22 protein-coding genes and 1 tRNA gene are annotated in these 17,260 nt (G+C 59.1%); 10 read left to right on the top strand and 13 right to left on the bottom strand.

Annotation, left to right across the window (positions count from 1 at the left end):
• Positions 1–42: 42 nt before the first annotated feature.
• Positions 43–204 carry a DUF1328 domain-containing protein gene (locus tag AC2FM5_RS04685; protein ID WP_170339293.1) on the bottom strand — a complete coding sequence of 54 codons (162 nt, stop codon included), beginning with the start codon at positions 202–204 and terminating at the stop codon, positions 43–45.
• Between the two features lie 123 nt (positions 205–327).
• Between AC2FM5_RS04685 and AC2FM5_RS04690 the strand changes: the two genes are divergently transcribed.
• Positions 328–612 (top strand): DUF883 family protein, encoded by a 285-nt coding sequence (locus AC2FM5_RS04690; RefSeq protein WP_170367725.1) that lies wholly within the window; start codon positions 328–330, stop codon positions 610–612.
• A 166-nt stretch (positions 613–778) separates the two neighbouring features.
• Here the strand turns inward: AC2FM5_RS04690 and AC2FM5_RS04695 are convergent, their stop codons facing one another.
• The gene (locus AC2FM5_RS04695) at positions 779–1,633 is read right to left on the bottom strand and encodes a formate/nitrite transporter family protein (RefSeq protein ID WP_170360292.1); all 855 of its coding nucleotides are present in this window, start codon (positions 1,631–1,633) and stop codon (positions 779–781) included.
• A 187-nt stretch (positions 1,634–1,820) separates the two neighbouring features.
• Here AC2FM5_RS04695 and AC2FM5_RS04700 point away from each other — a divergent pair, with 187 nt between their 5' ends.
• Positions 1,821–2,012, top strand: a complete 192-nt coding sequence (locus AC2FM5_RS04700) for a PLD nuclease N-terminal domain-containing protein (protein ID WP_496734159.1) — start codon at positions 1,821–1,823, stop codon at positions 2,010–2,012.
• A gap of 95 nt (positions 2,013–2,107) precedes the next feature.
• Here AC2FM5_RS04700 and AC2FM5_RS04705 read toward each other — a convergent pair whose 3' ends face one another.
• The gene (locus AC2FM5_RS04705; protein ID WP_496734161.1) at positions 2,108–2,506 is read right to left on the bottom strand and encodes a hypothetical protein; all 399 of its coding nucleotides are present in this window, start codon (positions 2,504–2,506) and stop codon (positions 2,108–2,110) included.
• Between the two features lie 63 nt (positions 2,507–2,569).
• On the opposite strand from AC2FM5_RS04705, the gene AC2FM5_RS04710 reads away from it, so the two are divergent.
• A complete protein-coding gene (locus AC2FM5_RS04710; RefSeq protein ID WP_170373029.1) occupies positions 2,570–3,319 on the top strand; it encodes a Crp/Fnr family transcriptional regulator in 750 nt (249 codons plus the stop codon).
• An 86-nt stretch (positions 3,320–3,405) separates the two neighbouring features.
• Here the strand turns inward: AC2FM5_RS04710 and AC2FM5_RS04715 are convergent, their stop codons facing one another.
• From AC2FM5_RS04715 to AC2FM5_RS04725, 3 genes are all read right to left on the bottom strand, one after another.
• A complete protein-coding gene (locus AC2FM5_RS04715; protein WP_170373028.1) occupies positions 3,406–3,975 on the bottom strand; it encodes a PRC-barrel domain-containing protein in 570 nt (189 codons plus the stop codon).
• 154 nt (positions 3,976–4,129) lie between these two features.
• Positions 4,130–4,750 carry a PRC-barrel domain-containing protein gene (locus AC2FM5_RS04720; protein WP_496734163.1) on the bottom strand — a complete coding sequence of 207 codons (621 nt, stop codon included), beginning with the start codon at positions 4,748–4,750 and terminating at the stop codon, positions 4,130–4,132.
• Positions 4,751–4,843: 93 nt separating this feature from the next.
• Entirely contained in the window at positions 4,844–5,041 is a 198-nt protein-coding gene (locus tag AC2FM5_RS04725) for a CsbD family protein (RefSeq protein ID WP_170365257.1), read from the bottom strand.
• A 212-nt stretch (positions 5,042–5,253) separates the two neighbouring features.
• Here AC2FM5_RS04725 and AC2FM5_RS04730 point away from each other — a divergent pair, with 212 nt between their 5' ends.
• From AC2FM5_RS04730 to AC2FM5_RS04745, 4 genes are read left to right on the top strand one after another with little or no spacing between them, the layout of a single operon-like run.
• Positions 5,254–5,763 carry a hypothetical protein gene (locus AC2FM5_RS04730; protein ID WP_170441704.1) on the top strand — a complete coding sequence of 170 codons (510 nt, stop codon included), beginning with the start codon at positions 5,254–5,256 and terminating at the stop codon, positions 5,761–5,763.
• The gene (locus AC2FM5_RS04735; protein WP_254430011.1) at positions 5,744–6,154 is read left to right on the top strand and encodes a phage holin family protein; all 411 of its coding nucleotides are present in this window, start codon (positions 5,744–5,746) and stop codon (positions 6,152–6,154) included. Before AC2FM5_RS04730 ends, AC2FM5_RS04735 begins: the two co-directional genes overlap by 20 nt.
• Complete coding sequence (locus tag AC2FM5_RS04740) at positions 6,147–6,908, top strand: DUF883 family protein (protein ID WP_170360304.1); 762 nt, start codon at positions 6,147–6,149, stop codon at positions 6,906–6,908. The genes AC2FM5_RS04735 and AC2FM5_RS04740 overlap by 8 nt, the downstream gene beginning before the upstream one ends.
• Positions 6,909–6,917: 9 nt before the next feature.
• Positions 6,918–7,910, top strand: a complete 993-nt coding sequence (locus AC2FM5_RS04745; RefSeq protein WP_496734166.1) for an AI-2E family transporter — start codon at positions 6,918–6,920, stop codon at positions 7,908–7,910.
• Between the two features lie 5 nt (positions 7,911–7,915).
• Here AC2FM5_RS04745 and AC2FM5_RS04750 read toward each other — a convergent pair whose 3' ends face one another.
• From AC2FM5_RS04750 to AC2FM5_RS04765, 4 genes are read right to left on the bottom strand one after another with little or no spacing between them, the layout of a single operon-like run.
• On the bottom strand, positions 7,916–9,412 hold the full coding sequence (locus AC2FM5_RS04750) for a phospholipase D family protein (protein WP_170510844.1): 1,497 nt from the start codon (positions 9,410–9,412) through the stop codon (positions 7,916–7,918).
• A complete protein-coding gene (locus tag AC2FM5_RS04755) occupies positions 9,390–11,150 on the bottom strand; it encodes a sensor histidine kinase (protein ID WP_496734169.1) in 1,761 nt (586 codons plus the stop codon). Before AC2FM5_RS04755 ends, AC2FM5_RS04750 begins: the two co-directional genes overlap by 23 nt.
• Positions 11,151–11,156: 6 nt before the next feature.
• Complete coding sequence (locus AC2FM5_RS04760) at positions 11,157–11,702, bottom strand: RNA polymerase sigma factor (protein ID WP_170367748.1); 546 nt, start codon at positions 11,700–11,702, stop codon at positions 11,157–11,159.
• Positions 11,695–11,919: a NepR family anti-sigma factor gene (locus AC2FM5_RS04765; RefSeq protein WP_254440412.1), complete on the bottom strand. Its 225-nt coding sequence runs from the start codon at positions 11,917–11,919 to the stop codon at positions 11,695–11,697. The genes AC2FM5_RS04760 and AC2FM5_RS04765 overlap by 8 nt, the downstream gene beginning before the upstream one ends.
• Before the next feature lie 57 nt (positions 11,920–11,976).
• Between AC2FM5_RS04765 and AC2FM5_RS04770 the strand changes: the two genes are divergently transcribed.
• A complete protein-coding gene (locus tag AC2FM5_RS04770; protein ID WP_170510848.1) occupies positions 11,977–12,792 on the top strand; it encodes a response regulator in 816 nt (271 codons plus the stop codon).
• 58 nt (positions 12,793–12,850) lie between these two features.
• On the top strand, positions 12,851–13,786 hold the full coding sequence (locus AC2FM5_RS04775) for a mechanosensitive ion channel family protein (protein WP_496734172.1): 936 nt from the start codon (positions 12,851–12,853) through the stop codon (positions 13,784–13,786).
• Between the two features lie 137 nt (positions 13,787–13,923).
• Here the strand turns inward: AC2FM5_RS04775 and AC2FM5_RS04780 are convergent, their stop codons facing one another.
• The 3 genes from AC2FM5_RS04780 to AC2FM5_RS04790 form a co-directional block, all read right to left on the bottom strand.
• Positions 13,924–14,676, bottom strand: a complete 753-nt coding sequence (locus AC2FM5_RS04780) for an outer membrane protein (protein WP_496734174.1) — start codon at positions 14,674–14,676, stop codon at positions 13,924–13,926.
• Between the two features lie 157 nt (positions 14,677–14,833).
• A tRNA-Val gene (locus AC2FM5_RS04785) sits at positions 14,834–14,909 on the bottom strand.
• A gap of 77 nt (positions 14,910–14,986) precedes the next feature.
• On the bottom strand, positions 14,987–16,240 hold the full coding sequence (locus tag AC2FM5_RS04790; protein WP_170436888.1) for an aminotransferase class V-fold PLP-dependent enzyme: 1,254 nt from the start codon (positions 16,238–16,240) through the stop codon (positions 14,987–14,989).
• A gap of 240 nt (positions 16,241–16,480) precedes the next feature.
• On the opposite strand from AC2FM5_RS04790, the gene modA reads away from it, so the two are divergent.
• A complete protein-coding gene (gene modA, locus AC2FM5_RS04795) occupies positions 16,481–17,257 on the top strand; it encodes a molybdate ABC transporter substrate-binding protein (protein ID WP_496734176.1) in 777 nt (258 codons plus the stop codon).
• Positions 17,258–17,260 lie beyond the last annotated feature (3 nt).

Raw genomic sequence — 17,260 nt, forward strand, 5'->3', positions numbered from 1 at the left:
AACCTCGGGGTACTGTTTCAGGGAGTGCGGATGCGCCGGAGTTTACCCACGGATCAGCCGCAAGATCAGCGAACCGATGAACAGGACCAGAAAGATCACGAAAAGGACCTGTGCGATACCGGCCGAGGCCGATGCGATGCCGCCAAACCCGAAGATGCCAGCAACGATAGCAAGTGCGAAAAAGATCAGCGCCCAAGACAACATGGGATTTCCTTTCATTTTTGTGACTACTGACGGGTCAACGCTTGGAACCCCAGATTCGTTCCGGATCATTTTGGTGGAACCTTTGGCGACCGCCCGCGTTGGGTCGATGAAAGGAGATCTGACATGACACAGAAAACGGCGAAGAAGGCCCCTCAGGACACTCCGCATGTCGAGATGGCGGCGCGGATCGACGAAGTGGCCAAGGAGGCAAAATCAGCGTTGGAAGATGGCGTAACCGCAACGCGTGACACGTTGAAGACGGCGCGCGACGAGGCGCAAAAGCAGCTGACACAGACATCCGAGAAAAGTGCCGCATTCGTGCGCGAGAACCCGGGCTTGGCAATGGTCGGAGCGTTGGGCGTGGGTGTCCTGCTGGGCCTCGCGTTGCGCAAGGCGGACCGCGGTTAGAACACGCGGTACACCGCGACCGATATGGGCATCGAATACGTATTGCCGGCCATGCTCGGCTTGGGTTTGGCCGGTCTACTGATCTGGTTTTTCATCAGGAATCGCTGACAGCGCTATTCGTCACTGCCACGCCAACCAGCCCGCCATCCCAACGACCCAAAGCGCCTCAGCCGCGCTTTGGGTCTTCTTCTATTTCGGGTTTGATCTGGGCGTAGGCCAGCATCGTGAAGACAGCGGTTCCTCCGATGATGTTGCCGGCGAGAACGGGTAGGAAAAAGCTGAAAACGGCTGCGCCTACTGGCAACTGCCCCTGAAGCATCAGAACCGCCATTTCCACCGATCCGGCAACGACGTGGGTAAAGTCACCGGCCGCAATCATCCAAGTGAAGATGACGATGACCAGCACCTCGTTGTTCTGTGCCGAAGGCAGCATCCAAACGATCGCCGCAATTAGGATTCCCGCCGGTATTCCGCGCAGAAAGCCAACCCAGGCGCCCATGCCGGTGGCGTGGTGGCTCAGGTCGTTGATGACCGAGACGAGCTGGGGCGACAACACCGGCGTATGGATCAGGAAGGCAGATATCGCAAACGCCCCCAGCACATTGGCACCCAGTACGATTGCCCACAGCCTCGCGGTTTTGGTGAAGCAGGCAACGGACGGATTTATCATGGCTGGAACAACAGTCGTAATCGTGTTTTCGGTGAATAGCTGCATCCGCCCCAAAATGACCAGGACAAAGCCGAGGGAATAACCCAGGTTCTCGATCAGAAAGCGCCCGCTGGTTTCGGGGAGATGTGCTCGCAAGATCGCTTCGCCGAGCACCGAAAAGCTGATCAGCACGCCTGCGGCAATCCCGGACCAGAACAACGCTTTGGTCGGGCGGTCCAGTTCCTCCTCGCCGTTTTGGCGGATGGTCTCGAATATCAGGCGCGGAGACAGGCCGGACGCTTCTTCGACCGCTTCGCGCTCACTTTCTTTCTCGACAAGATCTTTTCGCGGCGCTTTGATTTTATCGGACATTTTGACCCCATGTATCGACCTTCAAACCCAACGTTCTGCCGGTCGTTTTGGTTCCGTCAGGTACAAAGTTCCTCAAACCTTCTGAAAGAACTGGGATCACGCCCAGATCTTTGTCGGGAACTTTCGGCCACCTATCGCGTTGTTTCCTCGTAGGAACAACGACACGTAATTCGAAAGGAACTTCGGTATGGTGGAAGTATATGGCATTGGCGGTCTGATCGTCCTGATTTTGTCGATCTGGGCCATAATCTCGATCATCGGTTCGCCTGCGACGACCGGTGCGAAAATCCTGTGGGTCCTTTTCGTTCTGTTGCTTCCGGTCATCGGATTCATCTGCTGGCTGATCTTTGGCCCGAAGGCCGCGCGCAGCGCGATCTGATCAGTTCGGAAATTGTCAGTACAAAATCAAAGCGCGGCATCGGCCGCGCTTTTTTCGTTCAAGGATATTGGGGGCACAATGCGCCCTGCGCCGACTCACCCAGGATCTGAACCGACCTTCAACCCGTTCCCACTGAAATCAATGGCTGCGATCTTGCGGGCAAGATCTGCGGCCGTGAAAGGCCGTATCAGAGCCGCGCATTCAAATTGCGCTTGCACCTCGGGGGACGGGTCCAGCAGCAACAGTGCACTGCCGCGTTCAACCAACAGCCGCGCGACGGCGTCAAATGACGTCTCACTTCTGCGATAGCTCAGAACGCTCAGGGCCGGGGCGAATTCGGGGTCCTGCCAGAAATGCCCGCCCGCGTGCAGCTCGCGGATATGGACAATGCGATCGGGCGAAACTCCGGGGATGGCGTCACTGATGTCCGCTGCTTCGATAAAGTTTTCCGTAACAATAAAAACATCTGCTACGCTGCGGGAAGAGGCTTCCATAAATACCATCCTGAAATCTGTTCGATGCCACCGTAGGGCAATCCCGCAGCGCCGCAATAAACTATGACACAGAAACGAAAAATTTCTCTGATCGCATGTGCGGACTGTCCGCTGAGGCAGATGGATGTCTTCCTGCCGTTCTCGGGAGACGACCTGCGGTTCATGCAGGGGTTCAAAACCGGCGAGATGCAGGCCGAACCCGGAACACAGCTGTTCATCGAGGGTGCGAAATCCGCGCATCTGTTCACGGTTCTGAGCGGGATGGGCGTTCGTTACAAAACGCTGGAAAACGGTCGCAGGCAGGTCATCGGCTTTGTGCTTCCAGGCGATCTGGTCGGGTTGCAGGCTGGGGTCATGGGCGAGATGCGGCACTCGGTCGAAGCGACAACCGCGATGCGGCTGTGCGTTTTCAATCGCTCTCGGCTGTTCGAGTTATATCAGAACCAGCCTGATCGGGCCTTTGACCTTACATTCCTGGCAGCCGTCGAAGAGCATTTCCTGGGCGACGCCCTGACAACCGTTGGCCAGCGCGGCGCGATCGAGAAGATCGCGTGGAGCCTGCACCGCTTCTACACAAGGTCGCAGGCCGTCGGATTGGCCAAAGGCTTGCGGTGTCCGCTGCCCTACCGGCAGCAGGATCTTGCGGATGCGTTGGGCTTGTCGCTGGTTCACACGAACAAGACCCTGCGCCGGCTGAAGGATCTGGGCCTTGCCGAGTGGTCCAACAATGTGCTGCAGATCAACGATCTTGAGGGTCTGGCCGAGCTTGGCTTGGTCGAAATCACCGAGGCCGTTCCACGACCGCTGATCTGATCGCGGCGGATGGACGGGAATTAAAGAACCGCCGACCGAAAAATCGGCCGGCGGCTTGATCACATGCTTTGCGACTGAGGAGCCGTTTACGACCCTTCGTAGGCCGGCATGTCCTTCAGCATCTCCTTGTCCGCGTGAACGAAGGCATAGGTGGTATCACCATCGACTTCACGCATCAGCGACACGCGCGAGAAATCGATCAGAACATCCTTTTCCCCCAAGCCGAGGAACCCGCCGACGCCGATCACGGCACCATCGACCGATCCGTCCATGTCAACGACGACCTCTTCGATCTCGCCGATCCACTCTTGCGAGACGTCATAGACGCGCATGCCGGTCAGATCTTCGGCCGGGATGGTGCCTTGGGCAACGGGGACATAACCCTCGATGTCGATGGTGGTGGGGTCGACTGCATCGGCCACCTGCCCAGCTTTTTCGCTGATGTACTCACCGGTTGCTTCGGCTGCCTGGTCGACGTCTTCCGCCGTGTTCTGCGCAGCGTTCTTGATATCCTGCGCGGTATTCGACAGCGCATCACCGGCTGCCTCGGCTGCCTCTTCCAGGTTCTTGCCGACTTCTTCGACATTCGAGCTTTCTGCATAGGCCGATGCCGACATCACCAGAACGATCGAAGTTGTGGTCAGAAAACGTTTCATAGCTCACTCCTTTGGTCTGTTCTGACCGCATTTCCCGCGGTCTTGTTGAACAAACGAATGACGCCGCGACTTGTTCCCAAAAGAATGCAAAAATATTTGTTTTAAAAAGAAAAAACCGCGCATCTGCGCGGTTTGATAAGCCGTGTCCAGATACTCAGACCGGGTGCAGCGGATCGGAAGATCTGGACAGAACCATGTAGTGTTCGTCGTCGGGAATATTGCGTAACTCGGCGAATGGAAAACTCAGGATATCTGGTCGCCCGTCGATCAGAAGAAACCGCAGTGCCTTGGTGTCAGGGTCGAACTCAATATCCTTGAATCTGCCCAACTCACCAGTCGAGTCAAACACGGGGTTGCCCTGCAACTTCGTAAACCATCGGAAGTTGCTACCGGGTGGCGTGGGTTGGGGGCGTTGGCGGAGGGCGTCATTCAGGACCGCCCCCATCACAACCGGTGCAATCGCGTTGCCGAACGGCCCTATGACCAGGGGCGGCAGGCCTTCGATGGCCACTGCAAGGGGATCTTCGTCGTCTTTGCGCTGATGAAGGTGATCCAATTGTTGTTGGGAGAACGCGCACTCTATCTTGCTTGCGCCAAGATCGAGCGTATCGGCCGTGAACGCCACCGGGTCATTCCCCCCGGTCATGCTCAGATTGACCAAGACGTACTCCAACTCGGTCTGCCCAGCGCGGATGGCGATATCGGAAACGCGACCAATTGCGTGGTCGGTTCCAGCTGAGACAACGGGCGTGTTGATGAGGTCAGACAGCTTCATGCGCTCGTGATTACCTTTGGGGTCGGTCTTGGGAGTGTGTGGGGCGCCGTTGGTTTGACGCCACCCCACGCGATATGTGCATCCAGCTTTGCGCTACATGTCCTTCATCAGGCGATCCACGATTTCCCGAACGTCCTCTTTCGAGTCTCCGTATTTCTTCTGGATGATGCCTTCCAGTTGCTCGCGATCGCCGCGCGCTTGTTCGATTTCGTCATCAGTCAGCTCGCCGAAACGCTCGATCAGCTTGCCTTTGAATTCAGTCCAGCGTCCAAGAATTTGGTCCCAGTTCATCGTAACTTCCTTTCGATTGCTTCGTCGCTGTCAGTGAAACGCGCCAAACGCGAGCTGGTTCCGGGCGGCGGCGTTTTTTCTGCAACTGACAACGTGCAAGGGCGATCTGACGGTATCCGAACTGGGTCCACCGTGGCGTTCGAACTGGTCTTGGGAACAATCTCGCCGGCCATGCGTTGGGTGACCGAGACCTCAACACAGGAGATCGAACCATGCCACGTCGAACTGAGACCACGGAGAAGGCAAAAGCCCATGCCCAAGATCTGGCCGACAAGGTTAAGGACACCGTGACCGCAGAGGCCTCGGCCCGGGCCGAAGCCTTGAAAGACAGCGCAGCGCAGGAGGCTGAGAGTGCCGCTCATGCAGCCGACGCAGCTGCCGATGCATTTCCCGACCAATCTGTGCAGCATCAGGTCCTGTCGAGGATTGCGGACAACATGGAGGCCGTGGCTGGGCAGGTGCGCTCTGCCGATTTGGCCAGTGTGAGCCGAAAGGTCTCTGATTTCGCCCAGCAAAACCCGCTGTTGTTCGTCGGATCGGTTGCCCTGGCCGGGTTTGCCGCAGCCCGTTTTCTGAGCGCGCGCAATACGGGCGCGGCTCAATCCGCATCTTTTGGTGCAGATCCTTGGGATATTGATCCGTCGCCGCTGCATGGGACTTCGGTCGATACGTCGGGCCACACCAGCGCGCTGGCGCGGATGAATGGTGGCCGCGATGCATAACCCCAACGATCTGCGATCGGCACCGGGGCTTTTGGCAAACGCGCTCAAACATCTGTCGAGTTTGCTTCAGGCTGAGGCAAAGCTTGCCAAGGAGGAGTTGTCCCGAAACCTGACGCGAGCGGGCGTAGGGCTGGCCTGCATTGGCATTGCTCTGATCCTGTTGATGATCGCGCTGAACCTCCTGGCCACAGCCCTAGTCGCGTATATCGCCGCCAATGGATTGTCGGCGGGTATGGCCTCGTTGCTCGTTGGCGCGGGCTTGGCACTGGCTGCTGCGTGCCTGGCGCTTTTTGGCCAGTCCCGCATGTCCGCCACCGCGCTGGTCCCCGAGAAAGCCATGAAAAACCTGCAGCGCGACATCGAAGCGATGAAGGAGTCGACCCATGTCTGACCTGACACCCCTTGAGACGCAGATCGCATATGAACGCAGCGCCCTTGCGCGCTCGCTGAACGCTCTGTCGGATACGCTGGCGCCGCAGCGCCTGGCAGACGAGGCGAAATCGTCGCTTGAAGCCTATGGTGGGCAGATCGGTGCGCAGCTCTGGTCCGCGGCTCGAAAAAACCCGGCCGCCTTCGCTCTGTTCGGTGCAGGGGCAGCCCTTTTGGTTGCGGGCCCCGGGTCCGGCGCAAAAAGCACCCAATCCCCGCCCCAGGCCGTACCTCCGCAGCAGGCCTTCAACGGGTTTGATCAGCGTGTCGCCGACGCCGACAGCCGCATGAAACAGGAGATGACCGGAATGACTGAACACAGCCAATCTGCCAGCGTGCTGTCCGCCGCCTTGGACCGTGGTCTGGACAAGCTGTCCCCCCAATCCCGTGCCCGGGTGATCGAGGCGCGCAAGGCCGCAATCAGTGCGCAGCAAGCGGTCGAGAAGCGTGCGCGGAAGGCGGCGAAGGCCTCGCAAACCTTCGTTCATGATCAGCCGCTGGCGGCCGGAGCATTAGCGCTGGGCGTAGGTATTCTGGCTGGCGCTCTGCTGCCCAACACCCGCAAAGAGGACGAGTTGCTGGGCCATCGGCGCGATCAGCTGATGCGACAGGCCCAACGGGTTTTGAACGAAGAACTGGACAAACTGCATGCCGCGGCCAACGCACGGCTGGATGAGGCCGCTGATCGGGCCTCTGACGCTTTGCGCAGTCAGTGAAGCGCACCCATGCAAACTGCTTTCAGCTCTCCATCGGCCCTGCGTGCGATGCTGGCGATCCTGTCCGGGATTGCCATCATCACCGCTTTGTACCTGGCCCGGTCGATCGTTGCGCCGATCACCTTCGCTTTGGTTTTGGGGGTCGTGGTTGCCCCGCTTGCGGACAAGCTTGAGAAGGTCGGTTGCCCGCGTGTGATATCCGCCTCGGCACTGCTGTTCGTGACCAGCACCGTCATCGTCGCGGCATTCCTTCTGCTTGAACCATTGCTGTCCACGCTGGTCGAACAGTTGCCTGCCATCAAACGCGAGTTGCGCTCTTGGGTCGCCGCGATGTCCGAGTTCATTCGGGGTATCGAAACGCTTGGACGCGAGATCGAGGAAACCGTCGGCGCCGATGGGGCAGCGGAAACGGAGTCCGCCCTTCCGTCAGTGATGGATGCCTTGTGGCTGGCGCCCAATTTCGGATCAAAGATCCTGATTTTCATCGGCACGCTCTTCTTTTTCGTTTTGACCCGACCCGAGCTCTATGCCGCAGCCGGCCCGTTGACGGAGCGGCTGTATCTGGCCGACCGCGCGGTCTATCGCTATTTCGCTGCCGTGACGTTGGTCAATATCGGCCTCGGGACTGTTACGGCCGTGGCCTTGGGGCTGATCGGCATCAATGACGCCGTGGTCTGGGGGGTGGCCGCCGGCCTTCTGAATTTTGTGCTGTATCTCGGCCCGCTGATGATACTGACCGGCCTTCTGATCGCCGGCTTAACCCAGTTCGGCGGAGCCGCGGCCCTGTTGCCCCCCCTGATTTTCCTGGCGATCAATCTGTCCGAGGCACAATTCGTAACACCCGCCTTCGTCGGCCAACGTCTGCAGGTGAACCCGCTGGTCGTATTCATCGCCATTATCTTTGGGCTTTGGCTGTGGGGACCGGTCGGCGCCATCGTCGCGCTGCCGATCCTGCTGTGGTTCGGTGTTTTGATGCACCCCAAGGTCATGAGCCCGGTCTAGACCACCTAGACGATGTTTTCAGTTACCCCCGGAAGAGGTTGCCGCATATCGCGCGCAACGTCTGCGTCATGCGGGACCAGGAAACCGCTGCGCGCTTCGGGGCGCCGCACGCCGTTGGCCTGAACCTCTCGCCCCCACCAGTCGAACGTGGCATCGGGCTCGATCTGTCTGCGCAGATCGTCCGAGAACCACCAATGGTCCACCAAGGCCTGCCGCAGAACCGCGACCCGCTGCCGGGCGGTGATCCGAAGGGCGACCTCTGTGTCCCACCGCAAAGACCGTCCGTTCAGGTTGGCGGACCCGACCAGGGCATGGCTGTCATCCACCACCAGAACTTTGTTGTGAACGTGAATGATCGGAGACCCGCTCAGAACTTCAGCGCTGGCATCAGCCCCACTGGCCGAAATCGGTTGGACCGGGGTCGACACCGAAACCCGGTTTTGGAACCCCTGCTGGATGATCTGCAGGCATTTGGCCTGCAGGTCCAAACCGTATTGCGCGTCCAGTCCGTCATGCCCGCCAAAGGCCACTTCCTCGGGCAAGGCTGGCAGAACAAGCACCAGTTTCAGATCCTGCTTGGAATGGCCCACCTCAGCCAAGGCGTCGGCCAGCCGGGTTGATCTGAAATACTGGGTCTCGATGTGCAGAAGTTGCCGCGCCGCTTGAAAGGCAGCGATGTGCTCATCCTCGATCTCATGCGCGATGGTCTTTGGCGAGAGCCGCCAGAACGCAAACCGGCGTGGGCTGGACAGGGTGCGGCGCAGGTGGGTTGCCTTTGGGTCCGGTTTTCCGGTTGCGATTTCATGTTCGAACCGGTCGATATGGCGCGCGGCTTCGGCGGCCTCGGATCCGCGGACCAGCAATTGAACGTCTGACCAGGTGTTCTTGGCCAGACGGTCGTGATCCGGCGTGTCAAAGCGCCTTTCGTTCAAGTCCAATCCGCCGAGGTAGCAGACCTCATTGTCGATCACGGCGACTTTCTGATGGTGCGACACGGTGTGAAGCCGGGGCAGCGTGTCCGACCCCAGCCGCACCGCCTGCCGTTCGCGTCGTTCGCGGGACAGTTCCTGCATCCGCTGCGCCTTTTTTCGCAAAACCGCGGGTAACAGCGTGGCCCAAGGCAATGCGCCGGCCTGCGCGGGATGCATGGACACGCGAACGCTCAAGCGCGCGGCCAGTTCTAGGCCAAGGATTTCCCCAAGCGCAACTGCCTGCCGTTTGGTGCGCCAGCTCAGTTCGTGTAACTCGGTCGCAAAGATCGGATCGAAATCGCTGATGACCAAATGAAACGAGACACCCTTGCGGATGACATGCTCGATCAGGTCAAACCAGGTATCGCCGATCCGGCGCGCCTCATCGCTGCGCAGCCGTGTCATGAAATCGAATATCCGAAAACTTGCCTTGATCTGGTGCCGGGCCTCCAGAACCGCTTTTTCCAAGGCGGGCCAGGCTTGCTCGGCCGTGATCAGGACCTCAAAGTCATTCTGCTGCGGCACGGGCATCACCGCCTCTCTCATCCGCAATGGTCTGTGGTTCGCTATCCCCTTCTACTTCGGCGATTTCGAACGTCACCTCATATACATAATGCGATGATGTCTCGGTTATGGTTTCGTAACCGTCCAATTGGCGAAGGAAGGCCTGCATCAGCCGTTGACCGATCCCGCCGCTGTGGAACAGATCTGCACCGTCGTCCGTCTGCCCGCGCGTGTTGGAGATTTTCAGATGCAGGGTGCTCTCCTCGGGTCGGGTAAATTCTACTGAAATTGTCGGCGGTCCGTCCTGCGGAACGCCTACGTATTTGACCGCGTTCGTCAGCGCCTCGGCCACCAGCATCGACAGCGTGACGGCCTGATCCTGCCCCAGTTCGACCGGCGCGATCCGGCAGTCGACCTCGACCACCTGACCCAGAATTGGCGGTCGATGCGCCAGTTCGGCCACCAAATGCCCGATCAGAGCCTCGGTGTTGATCGTCGTCATCTGCGAGTTCTGGTTCAAGGTCTGGTGCACCATGGCCAGGCCGCGAACCCGACGCTGCAACTGTTCCAGCAAGCGCCGGGCCTCGGGGGTTTCGGCCTTGCGCAAGTGCATGTTCATGATCGAAGCGATCAGTTGCAGGTTGTTTTTGACACGATGGTGAACCTCGCGCAACAACAGCGTTTTTTCGACAAGATCCCGTTCGTGCTGTGCCTCAGCCTCGCGGATCAACAAGACCATGCGGTTGAATGCAGTCTGGATTTGCTGAAACTCCTGCGGCGCGCCCGCAAGGCTTTCAATCGGGTCGCGCTCGCCCAAGGCAAAGCGACGAACGGCGGAACGCAAGCTGTCGAGATGCCGGATCACCAACCGATGCAGGCCCCACAGGGCAACTCCCAGTCCGGTCACCCACATCAGGATGGGAAACGCAATGGTCAGGGCCGTACTGCCCGCGCCAACAGAGGCCAGCGCCGCCTCGCGCGGCCAACTGCCGATCACGGCAACTTCGCCCGGAATGATGATGGCAACTGCAAAAACCCGATCCTCGCCGCCAACCGTCTTGGCGGAAAAGGTCTTGCCGGAACTGGATAGAACCAACAGATTTTCGTGCACGGGCGGCAGGAATTGCTGGACCGCGTCCAAGCCCACATTTGACGACAGCACTTCTCCGGTCGCGTCGAACAGGGCGATGACGACGTCGCTCCCGATGTTGCCAACATCCAGGGGCGTCCGCGCCAACGCATGCGGTATCGAGATGGAAACGAACCCCACAAGTTCGGTCCTGGTAAGGACCGGCTGGGTCACGATGATCACCGATTGCCCGGTCGCCGCGCCGGCACGATTGACAGAAAACGTAAGCTGCGGATTTTCCGAGATCTGCCCGAAACCGGGCGCGTCCGACAAATCGATGGCTCGCTCGACGGTCGAGCAGGCCATGACCCCGTTTGGCTGAATAAACCCGGCAAATACGAACTCGGGCTGGCGTTCGACGAACCGGCGCATGAGGTCCGAACAAGCGGCATTGTCCAGGCTTCCCTCCGCAAGCGCGGCGGTCAGTCCCGAACTTGCACCTACAGCTTTTTGCAAGAGCTCCCGTTCCCGGCTGGCAGCCTCAATCGTGCGCGCCAGCACTGAGGCCCGCGATCTTTCGTCGGCCTCGGTAATAACAGCGCGTGTCTGCAATACCGCAATCAGCCCTAGCGGCAGAAGCGCCAAGGTGACCAGCGCGGCAAGATAAACGGTCAGGCTGCGCGGCTTCGCATCCATCGATCGTCAGGCCGCCGGTTGCGTCTGAACGATTGCCGCCGTTACCGCATCGGTCAATTCGATGGGTTCGTCATCTTCCAAATCCATCAGTTCGGCCAGTTGCGCGCGGGCCCGGTTCACCCGGCTTTTGATCGTTCCAAGGGCGACGCCGCACATCTCGGCTGCTTCCTCATAGGAAAACCCTTGTGCACCGACCAGCACCAACGCTTCGCGCTGCTCATCCGTCAACTGCTCAAAAGCAACCGCAAAATCCTTCAAGGCCAAACGTCCGTCATGGTCGGGCTTCTGCGACAGGCTCTCCGCCATGACACCATCGATATCCTCGACCTCGCGCTTGCGTTTGCGGTGCAGAGAAAAATAGGTGTTCCGGACGATGGTGAACAGCCAGGCCCGCATGTTGGTGCCTTCCTGGAACGAGTCGATATTGCTCCATGCCTTGATCAATGCGTCCTGCACGATGTCATCGGCCGTGGCGCCGTTTCGGCACAAGCTGATCGCAAAGGCACGCATCGCGCCAATATGTTCGACGAGCTCTTCTCGCGGATCAACCATCCGAGCCTCCCGTGTCACCGCTTTTGGAGACACTGGTCTGATTGCGCAGTTTTTCAAGAAGATCGACGAACCGATCCGGAACCGGTTCGCTGGCAACCTCATCGAAAGCCCGCTTGAGGTTTTCGTCGATCCGCTTTTCTATTTCTGGCCGATGTTCTCGGCTGGGTTGTGGTTTTGTCATGGCATCATCAAAAATTTTTTCTTTTGCTGGAACCATAACGCCCCAGTAAGCGTTTGGTTCCCGAGTTTAGAGAAAAAAATGAGGAAAACATAGATGACCGAGCTGACCGGAGTTTCCGTCGCAGATCAAATTGGCCCGCTCTTGCCGTTTCTGCGCCGTTATGCCCGTGCCCTCACCGGCTCACAGGACAGTGGCGACGCCTACGCCGCTGCATCGCTTGAAGCGATCCTTGCAGATCCCGCCCAGTTCGATGCCGATCTCACGCCGCGGGTCGCGTTGTTTCGTGTTTTTCACGGTATCTGGTCAACGTCGGGAATGCCTGTTGACGCAGATGGCCACAGCTCTGACATCCAAACGCGCGCCCACGCCCAGTTGGCACGCCTGACGCCGAACACGCGCGAGGCCTTGCTGCTGCGCACGGTCGAAGAGTTCTCGGTCAGCGATATCGCCGCGATCATGCAGATAGAACCCGCCGAGGCTCAGAAACTTATCGATATCGCCTACGAGGAAATGGCCCGGCACACTTCTGGCCGCATTTTGATCATCGAAGACGAAGCAATCATCGCGATGGATCTTGAAACGATGGTGACCGACCTGGGCCACCGAGTCACTGGGGTCGCACGCACCGAGACAGCCGCCATTGACCTGGCCGAGCGCGAGCCGTTCGACTTGATCTTGTCGGACATCCAACTGGCGGACAAATCCAGCGGAATCGATGCGGTGAACCGCATCATTGCCCAGCACGGCGATTGCCCCGTCATTTTCATTACCGCTTTCCCCGAGCGCCTTCTGACGGGCAAAGGCCCCGAACCCGCCTTTTTGATTTCCAAACCATACACCGAAGAACAGGTCAAATCGGCCGTCAGCCAGGCCATGTTCTTTGCCTCTAGCGCCGTGATCGAGGTCTGACGCGGCAGGGCCGCGCTGCAAGACACCCAAACTCAGGCGATGAAATTCGAGGAACACCATGGAAAACGAGATTGCACAGACCGCAGAGACCGTGACGAACACCGTTTGGGCCGAACTGTCGCAAGTTCTGAATACCGAGCTGTATGACGGGAAATCGCTGAGCGACCTGCTGACGCTCGAGGCCCTTCTGGGCCTCGTCGCTAACACGATCGCCGCGCTGATCCTGTTGGTGCTTGGGCTTTTGATTTCAAGATATGTCAGCCGGAAGATCCGGGGCGTCGGTGAAAAATCGGAACGTCTTGACGACACGCTTTTCAACTTTCTCGGCAATCTGGCGCGCTACACGATCCTGGCGTTTACAGGGCTGTTCATTCTGAACACGTTCGGGGTGCAGACGACGTCGATCATCGCGCTGATCGGTGCCGCGGGTTTGGCCATTGGTCTTGCCCTGCAAGGCACATTGTCCAACGTCGCAGCCGGCGTGATGATCATCCTGTTCCGGCCGCTCAAGATCGGCGATTTCGTCGACGTGAACGGCGTGCTCGGAACCGTAAAAGATATCACCCTTAATTACACCGAAATTGCGGATATGGGGAACGTCAAGGTTATCGTTCCCAACGCCGAGGTGTGGGGAAACACCATCAAGAACTATTCCGTCTATGAAACCCGTCGTGCCGAGTGGACGTTCGGTGTTGGATACGGCGTCAACTTGGCGGAGGCCGAGCGCGTCATTCGCGAGACGATCATGTCGGACGCCCGTTCGTTGGCAGATCCCGAACCGTTCATCCAGGTGAACAACCTTGGCAGCAGCAGCGTCGATTTTCTTGTCCGCGTTTGGTGCAAGTCTTCGGACTACTTCCAGTACCAGGCAGACATGAAGCGCAAAGTCAAAGAAGCGCTGGACGAAGCCGATATCAATATCCCGTTTCCGACCCGCACGCTGCTGATCGAAGACGTCGAGAGACGGCAAGAGAAGGCGATCGCGGCAGAGTAACCTTGACTGTTGATCTTAGGGGGGTCTGAAGCCGGAACTCCAAAAAAGCGAACGTCATCGGGGTGCCGAAAGACAGTATTTATGCGTCGCAGGACGGGCTTTGCATGTCGAGCGTCACCTAGTGGGTGGCAAATGCCCTAGAATCGGTAGGTTGCGCCAATGACCGGACCGGATTGGTGGAAGCTGAAGTCATTGCCATTGATGTCGTGATCAAAGGAAATGTATCGGTACCCGCCGCGTAGCAGCCAGCGGTCGTTGATCGCATAGTCCGCAGTCAGAAGGACCTGCCAGGTTTCGCTGTCGCTGCGGAACCCGCCATAGTCCAGGAACCCGGTTCCCGACCATTTGTCCGAAAACGCGACCCGGGCACGGACGCCGATCACCGGATCAGTCCAGCTGCTGTCGACCGACCTCTGATTGCCGGGCGCTGTTCCGGGCAACAGGTTGAACTTTGTTTCAGTGCTGAACCATCTGAACCCGCCAGCCAGATCGACGCTGGCTGTTGGCGTTTTGAGGACGCGGTAGCCGACATAGCCGCTCAGGAACTGGGTTTTGAACGATGTGTCCAGACCCGAACTTGCCGGTCCGGGGGTCTCGTTCAAGAAGGACAGGTTCGTATAGTTGTAGTCCGCAAGGAACGACCAACGGCCGTTCGACGCGGTAAACGTGCCCATGAACGCCAGGTCGAGGTTTTGCAGCGCGTCAGGGAAGCTGAGTGTGCCATCCAAGGTTCCCGCCGGTGTGTCCAACGACACTTCGGTTTCAGGGGTGAACAGGTAGATCGTGGCCGAATAGGACCAGTCGGACTGCTGAGAGAGTGCCGAGGTCGCTGCTGAAATCGCCAGCGACAGGCCAAGCATCAGGGGTTTCGCGATCCGTACCGTCTTCATGATGTCCCTCCGGTGAGCCCGTTTTGGCTTTGACCCACAATAAAGGAGGCTGCCGGCAAACCAAAATAGTATTTTGATTTGTGCATGGGTTGGCGCGACGAGCCGGAAATCGCAGGTCATACCCGCGCAAATACTGAAAATGGAGAAGAGGTTGGGATGGTGGGTGATGAGAGACTCGAACTCCCGACATCTTCGGTGTAAACGAAGCGCTCTACCAACTGAGCTAATCACCCGTGAGGGGGGATTTAGCCAAGCTGGTGGGCCGGCGCAAGAGGGTCTTTCAGAATTTCTGCGCCGGTGGCCGTGTGTCTCAGGGATTCATGTCTTTCAATGCCGTCAGCAGCTGCGCGACTTCGTGCTCGGTGTTGTAGTGGCACAGCGAAATCCGGATGCAATCGGACAAGCCCAACGGGTTCAGCACGTTCCCGCTGTAATGGTCGGCCTTGCGGGTGTGGGTTCGGATGCCTTGCGCGTTCAGGCGCGAGACCACGTCGGTCGAGGGCATGTCGCGGACCACGATCGACACCAGTCCTTCGCGGGCGGGGTTGTCTTCTCCGGCCAGAATCGCGACGTGATCCATATCGCGCAGGCCGGGCAGGTTGCCCACGCCGTTGATCATCGCGTTGGTCAGATGGGTCTCATAGGCATGAATCGCCTGGCCGGCGGCCTCGATTCTGGTGCGTTGGTCAGGGGCATCCGACACCTGGCCGCCCAGCCAGTCGAAATAGGCAACCACGTCGGACATCGTGGCGTAGGCGCCGGTATCGCGCGTGCCGAATTCCCAACCATCAGCTGGCGCGTCAATCAGTTGGTCATGGGGCAGGGCGGTCAGCCGGTCGGAGATCCAGGCAATGCCGTAGCCATGCCGGGAAAACACTTTGTAGGGTGAAATCGCATATCCATCGACTTCATAGCTGTCGATATCCAACTGTCCGTGTGCTGCGTGCTGGATGCCATCGACAATGATGAAACAATCCGGCGACACCGCCCGGATCGCGCGCGAGATTTCAGCCACGTCCATTCCCATTCCCGTCACCGGCGAAGCGTGCAGGATCGTGGCGACCGCGACGTCCGGTGTCATGTGGGCCGAATAATCTGCGGCAGTAACCAAACCTGTCGCGTCGTTATGCGGCACGTTCACATAGTCCAATCCGGCAAGGCCCGCCCAGCGGCGCGCGGCGCTGCGGCTGGCGGGATGTTCGATCGAGCTGCCGATCACCTTTGCCCCTTTTGGCGCATTCACGCAGGCCGTGCGGATCATGCGGAACAGCAGCTCTGTTCCGCTTTCACCCACGAAGAACTGCCCCGAAGGCGCATTCATAAACACGGCAAGATCTGCCTTGGCACGGCTGATGATGTCGACCAACGCGTGACTGGCGGGGTTGTCCCGCCCCTGATTGTCCGGGATGGCCGCAAAACGGGCCGAGGTTTCGACCACCGAGTTCAAGGTCAGTGCGCCGCCGGCATTTTCGAAAAAGATGCGGGGACCCTGAAAGGGGCAGCTGTCCACATGGGCAAACCGCGCGCGAACGGTGTCGATCAATCCCGGGGTTTGGTGCAGCATGGTGTACGTCCTGTTTAGTTCATGCCCAGACTCGTCTTGCGAGTTCGCGACATCAATTTCGTTTGCGACAGATTGCGGGTTTGGGATGCCGCCTTTTTCTCCGGGCTTACTCTTTCGACGCCGGAAAGACCAATTGATTCCGGACTCTGCATGGCACGCCGGCGGGAATACACCTTGCCTGCGGCCCGCTGCCTCCGATATGCCAAAACCAGTGCGACCGTCCGAACAGGAGAGCCGGGGATGCAGTTCGACACATGCCGCCGTCTTGTTGTGGTTGCCGCCGTTTGCGGCGCGTTGGTTGCCCCGGTTCGGGTCGCGGCGGCTGAGGTCCTGGTGTTCGCGGCGGCCAGTCTCAAGACCGCGCTGGACCAGATCGCTCCGGAATTCGAGGCCGCGACAGGTCAACAGGTTACGGTTTCCTTCGCAGCCTCTTCCGTTTTGGCCCGGCAGATTCAGCTGGGCGCGCCGGCCGATCTGTATATCTCGGCCAATACCGCCTGGATGGATGTTCTTGAGCGGAACGGAGACATCGACCCGGCGTCGCGCGTCGATCTTGTGGGCAACGGGCTGGTGCTGATTGCGCGCGCAGGGCAGTCCAGCGAACAGACGCTTACGCCGGACTTCGATCTGAGCGGTCAATTGAAAGGCGGCTATCTGGCGATGGCCCTCGTTGACGCGGTTCCCGCCGGAATCTACGGCAAGGCCGCGCTGACTGCCCTGGACCTGTGGAACGATGTTCAGGATCAGGTGGCTCAGGCCGACAACGTGCGCGCGGCCTTGGCGCTTGTCGCAAGTGGCGCGGCACCAATGGGTGTTGTCTACCGATCCGATGCGCAGGCCGAGGCTCGGGTGGATGTGGTCGGAGTTTTCCCTGAAGTCACGCACCCGGTGATCGTCTATCCCGCAGCCCTGACCGCGACCGCACGGCCTGAGGCGCAGGTCTTCCTCGACTACCTGCAGAGCGAACCGGCGACCGGCATATTCAAGGCGCAGGGTTTCACCCTGCCGCACGGATAGCGC

It is taken from the genome of Ruegeria sp. BHSA162, from assembly GCF_059613385.1.

Excerpts from the sequence above, each read along its gene's own strand:
- AC2FM5_RS04685 (WP_170339293.1), bottom strand. The coding sequence starts at position 204 with ATGTTGTCTTGGGCGCTGATCTTTTTCGCACTTGCTATCGTTGCTGGC.
- AC2FM5_RS04690 (WP_170367725.1), top strand. The coding sequence starts at position 328 with ATGACACAGAAAACGGCGAAGAAGGCCCCTCAGGACACTCCGCATGTC.
- AC2FM5_RS04695 (WP_170360292.1), bottom strand. The coding sequence starts at position 1,633 with ATGTCCGATAAAATCAAAGCGCCGCGAAAAGATCTTGTCGAGAAAGAA.
- AC2FM5_RS04700 (WP_496734159.1), top strand. The coding sequence starts at position 1,821 with ATGGTGGAAGTATATGGCATTGGCGGTCTGATCGTCCTGATTTTGTCG.
- AC2FM5_RS04705 (WP_496734161.1), bottom strand. The coding sequence starts at position 2,506 with ATGGAAGCCTCTTCCCGCAGCGTAGCAGATGTTTTTATTGTTACGGAA.
- AC2FM5_RS04710 (WP_170373029.1), top strand. The coding sequence starts at position 2,570 with ATGACACAGAAACGAAAAATTTCTCTGATCGCATGTGCGGACTGTCCG.
- AC2FM5_RS04715 (WP_170373028.1), bottom strand. The coding sequence starts at position 3,975 with ATGAAACGTTTTCTGACCACAACTTCGATCGTTCTGGTGATGTCGGCA.
- AC2FM5_RS04720 (WP_496734163.1), bottom strand. The coding sequence starts at position 4,750 with ATGAAGCTGTCTGACCTCATCAACACGCCCGTTGTCTCAGCTGGAACC.
- AC2FM5_RS04725 (WP_170365257.1), bottom strand. The coding sequence starts at position 5,041 with ATGAACTGGGACCAAATTCTTGGACGCTGGACTGAATTCAAAGGCAAG.
- AC2FM5_RS04730 (WP_170441704.1), top strand. The coding sequence starts at position 5,254 with ATGCCACGTCGAACTGAGACCACGGAGAAGGCAAAAGCCCATGCCCAA.
- AC2FM5_RS04735 (WP_254430011.1), top strand. The coding sequence starts at position 5,744 with ATGGTGGCCGCGATGCATAACCCCAACGATCTGCGATCGGCACCGGGG.
- AC2FM5_RS04740 (WP_170360304.1), top strand. The coding sequence starts at position 6,147 with ATGTCTGACCTGACACCCCTTGAGACGCAGATCGCATATGAACGCAGC.
- AC2FM5_RS04745 (WP_496734166.1), top strand. The coding sequence starts at position 6,918 with ATGCAAACTGCTTTCAGCTCTCCATCGGCCCTGCGTGCGATGCTGGCG.
- AC2FM5_RS04750 (WP_170510844.1), bottom strand. The coding sequence starts at position 9,412 with ATGCCCGTGCCGCAGCAGAATGACTTTGAGGTCCTGATCACGGCCGAG.
- AC2FM5_RS04755 (WP_496734169.1), bottom strand. The coding sequence starts at position 11,150 with ATGGATGCGAAGCCGCGCAGCCTGACCGTTTATCTTGCCGCGCTGGTC.
- AC2FM5_RS04760 (WP_170367748.1), bottom strand. The coding sequence starts at position 11,702 with ATGGTTGATCCGCGAGAAGAGCTCGTCGAACATATTGGCGCGATGCGT.
- AC2FM5_RS04765 (WP_254440412.1), bottom strand. The coding sequence starts at position 11,919 with ATGGTTCCAGCAAAAGAAAAAATTTTTGATGATGCCATGACAAAACCA.
- AC2FM5_RS04770 (WP_170510848.1), top strand. The coding sequence starts at position 11,977 with ATGACCGAGCTGACCGGAGTTTCCGTCGCAGATCAAATTGGCCCGCTC.
- AC2FM5_RS04775 (WP_496734172.1), top strand. The coding sequence starts at position 12,851 with ATGGAAAACGAGATTGCACAGACCGCAGAGACCGTGACGAACACCGTT.
- AC2FM5_RS04780 (WP_496734174.1), bottom strand. The coding sequence starts at position 14,676 with ATGAAGACGGTACGGATCGCGAAACCCCTGATGCTTGGCCTGTCGCTG.
- AC2FM5_RS04790 (WP_170436888.1), bottom strand. The coding sequence starts at position 16,240 with ATGCTGCACCAAACCCCGGGATTGATCGACACCGTTCGCGCGCGGTTT.
- modA (WP_496734176.1), top strand. The coding sequence starts at position 16,481 with ATGCAGTTCGACACATGCCGCCGTCTTGTTGTGGTTGCCGCCGTTTGC.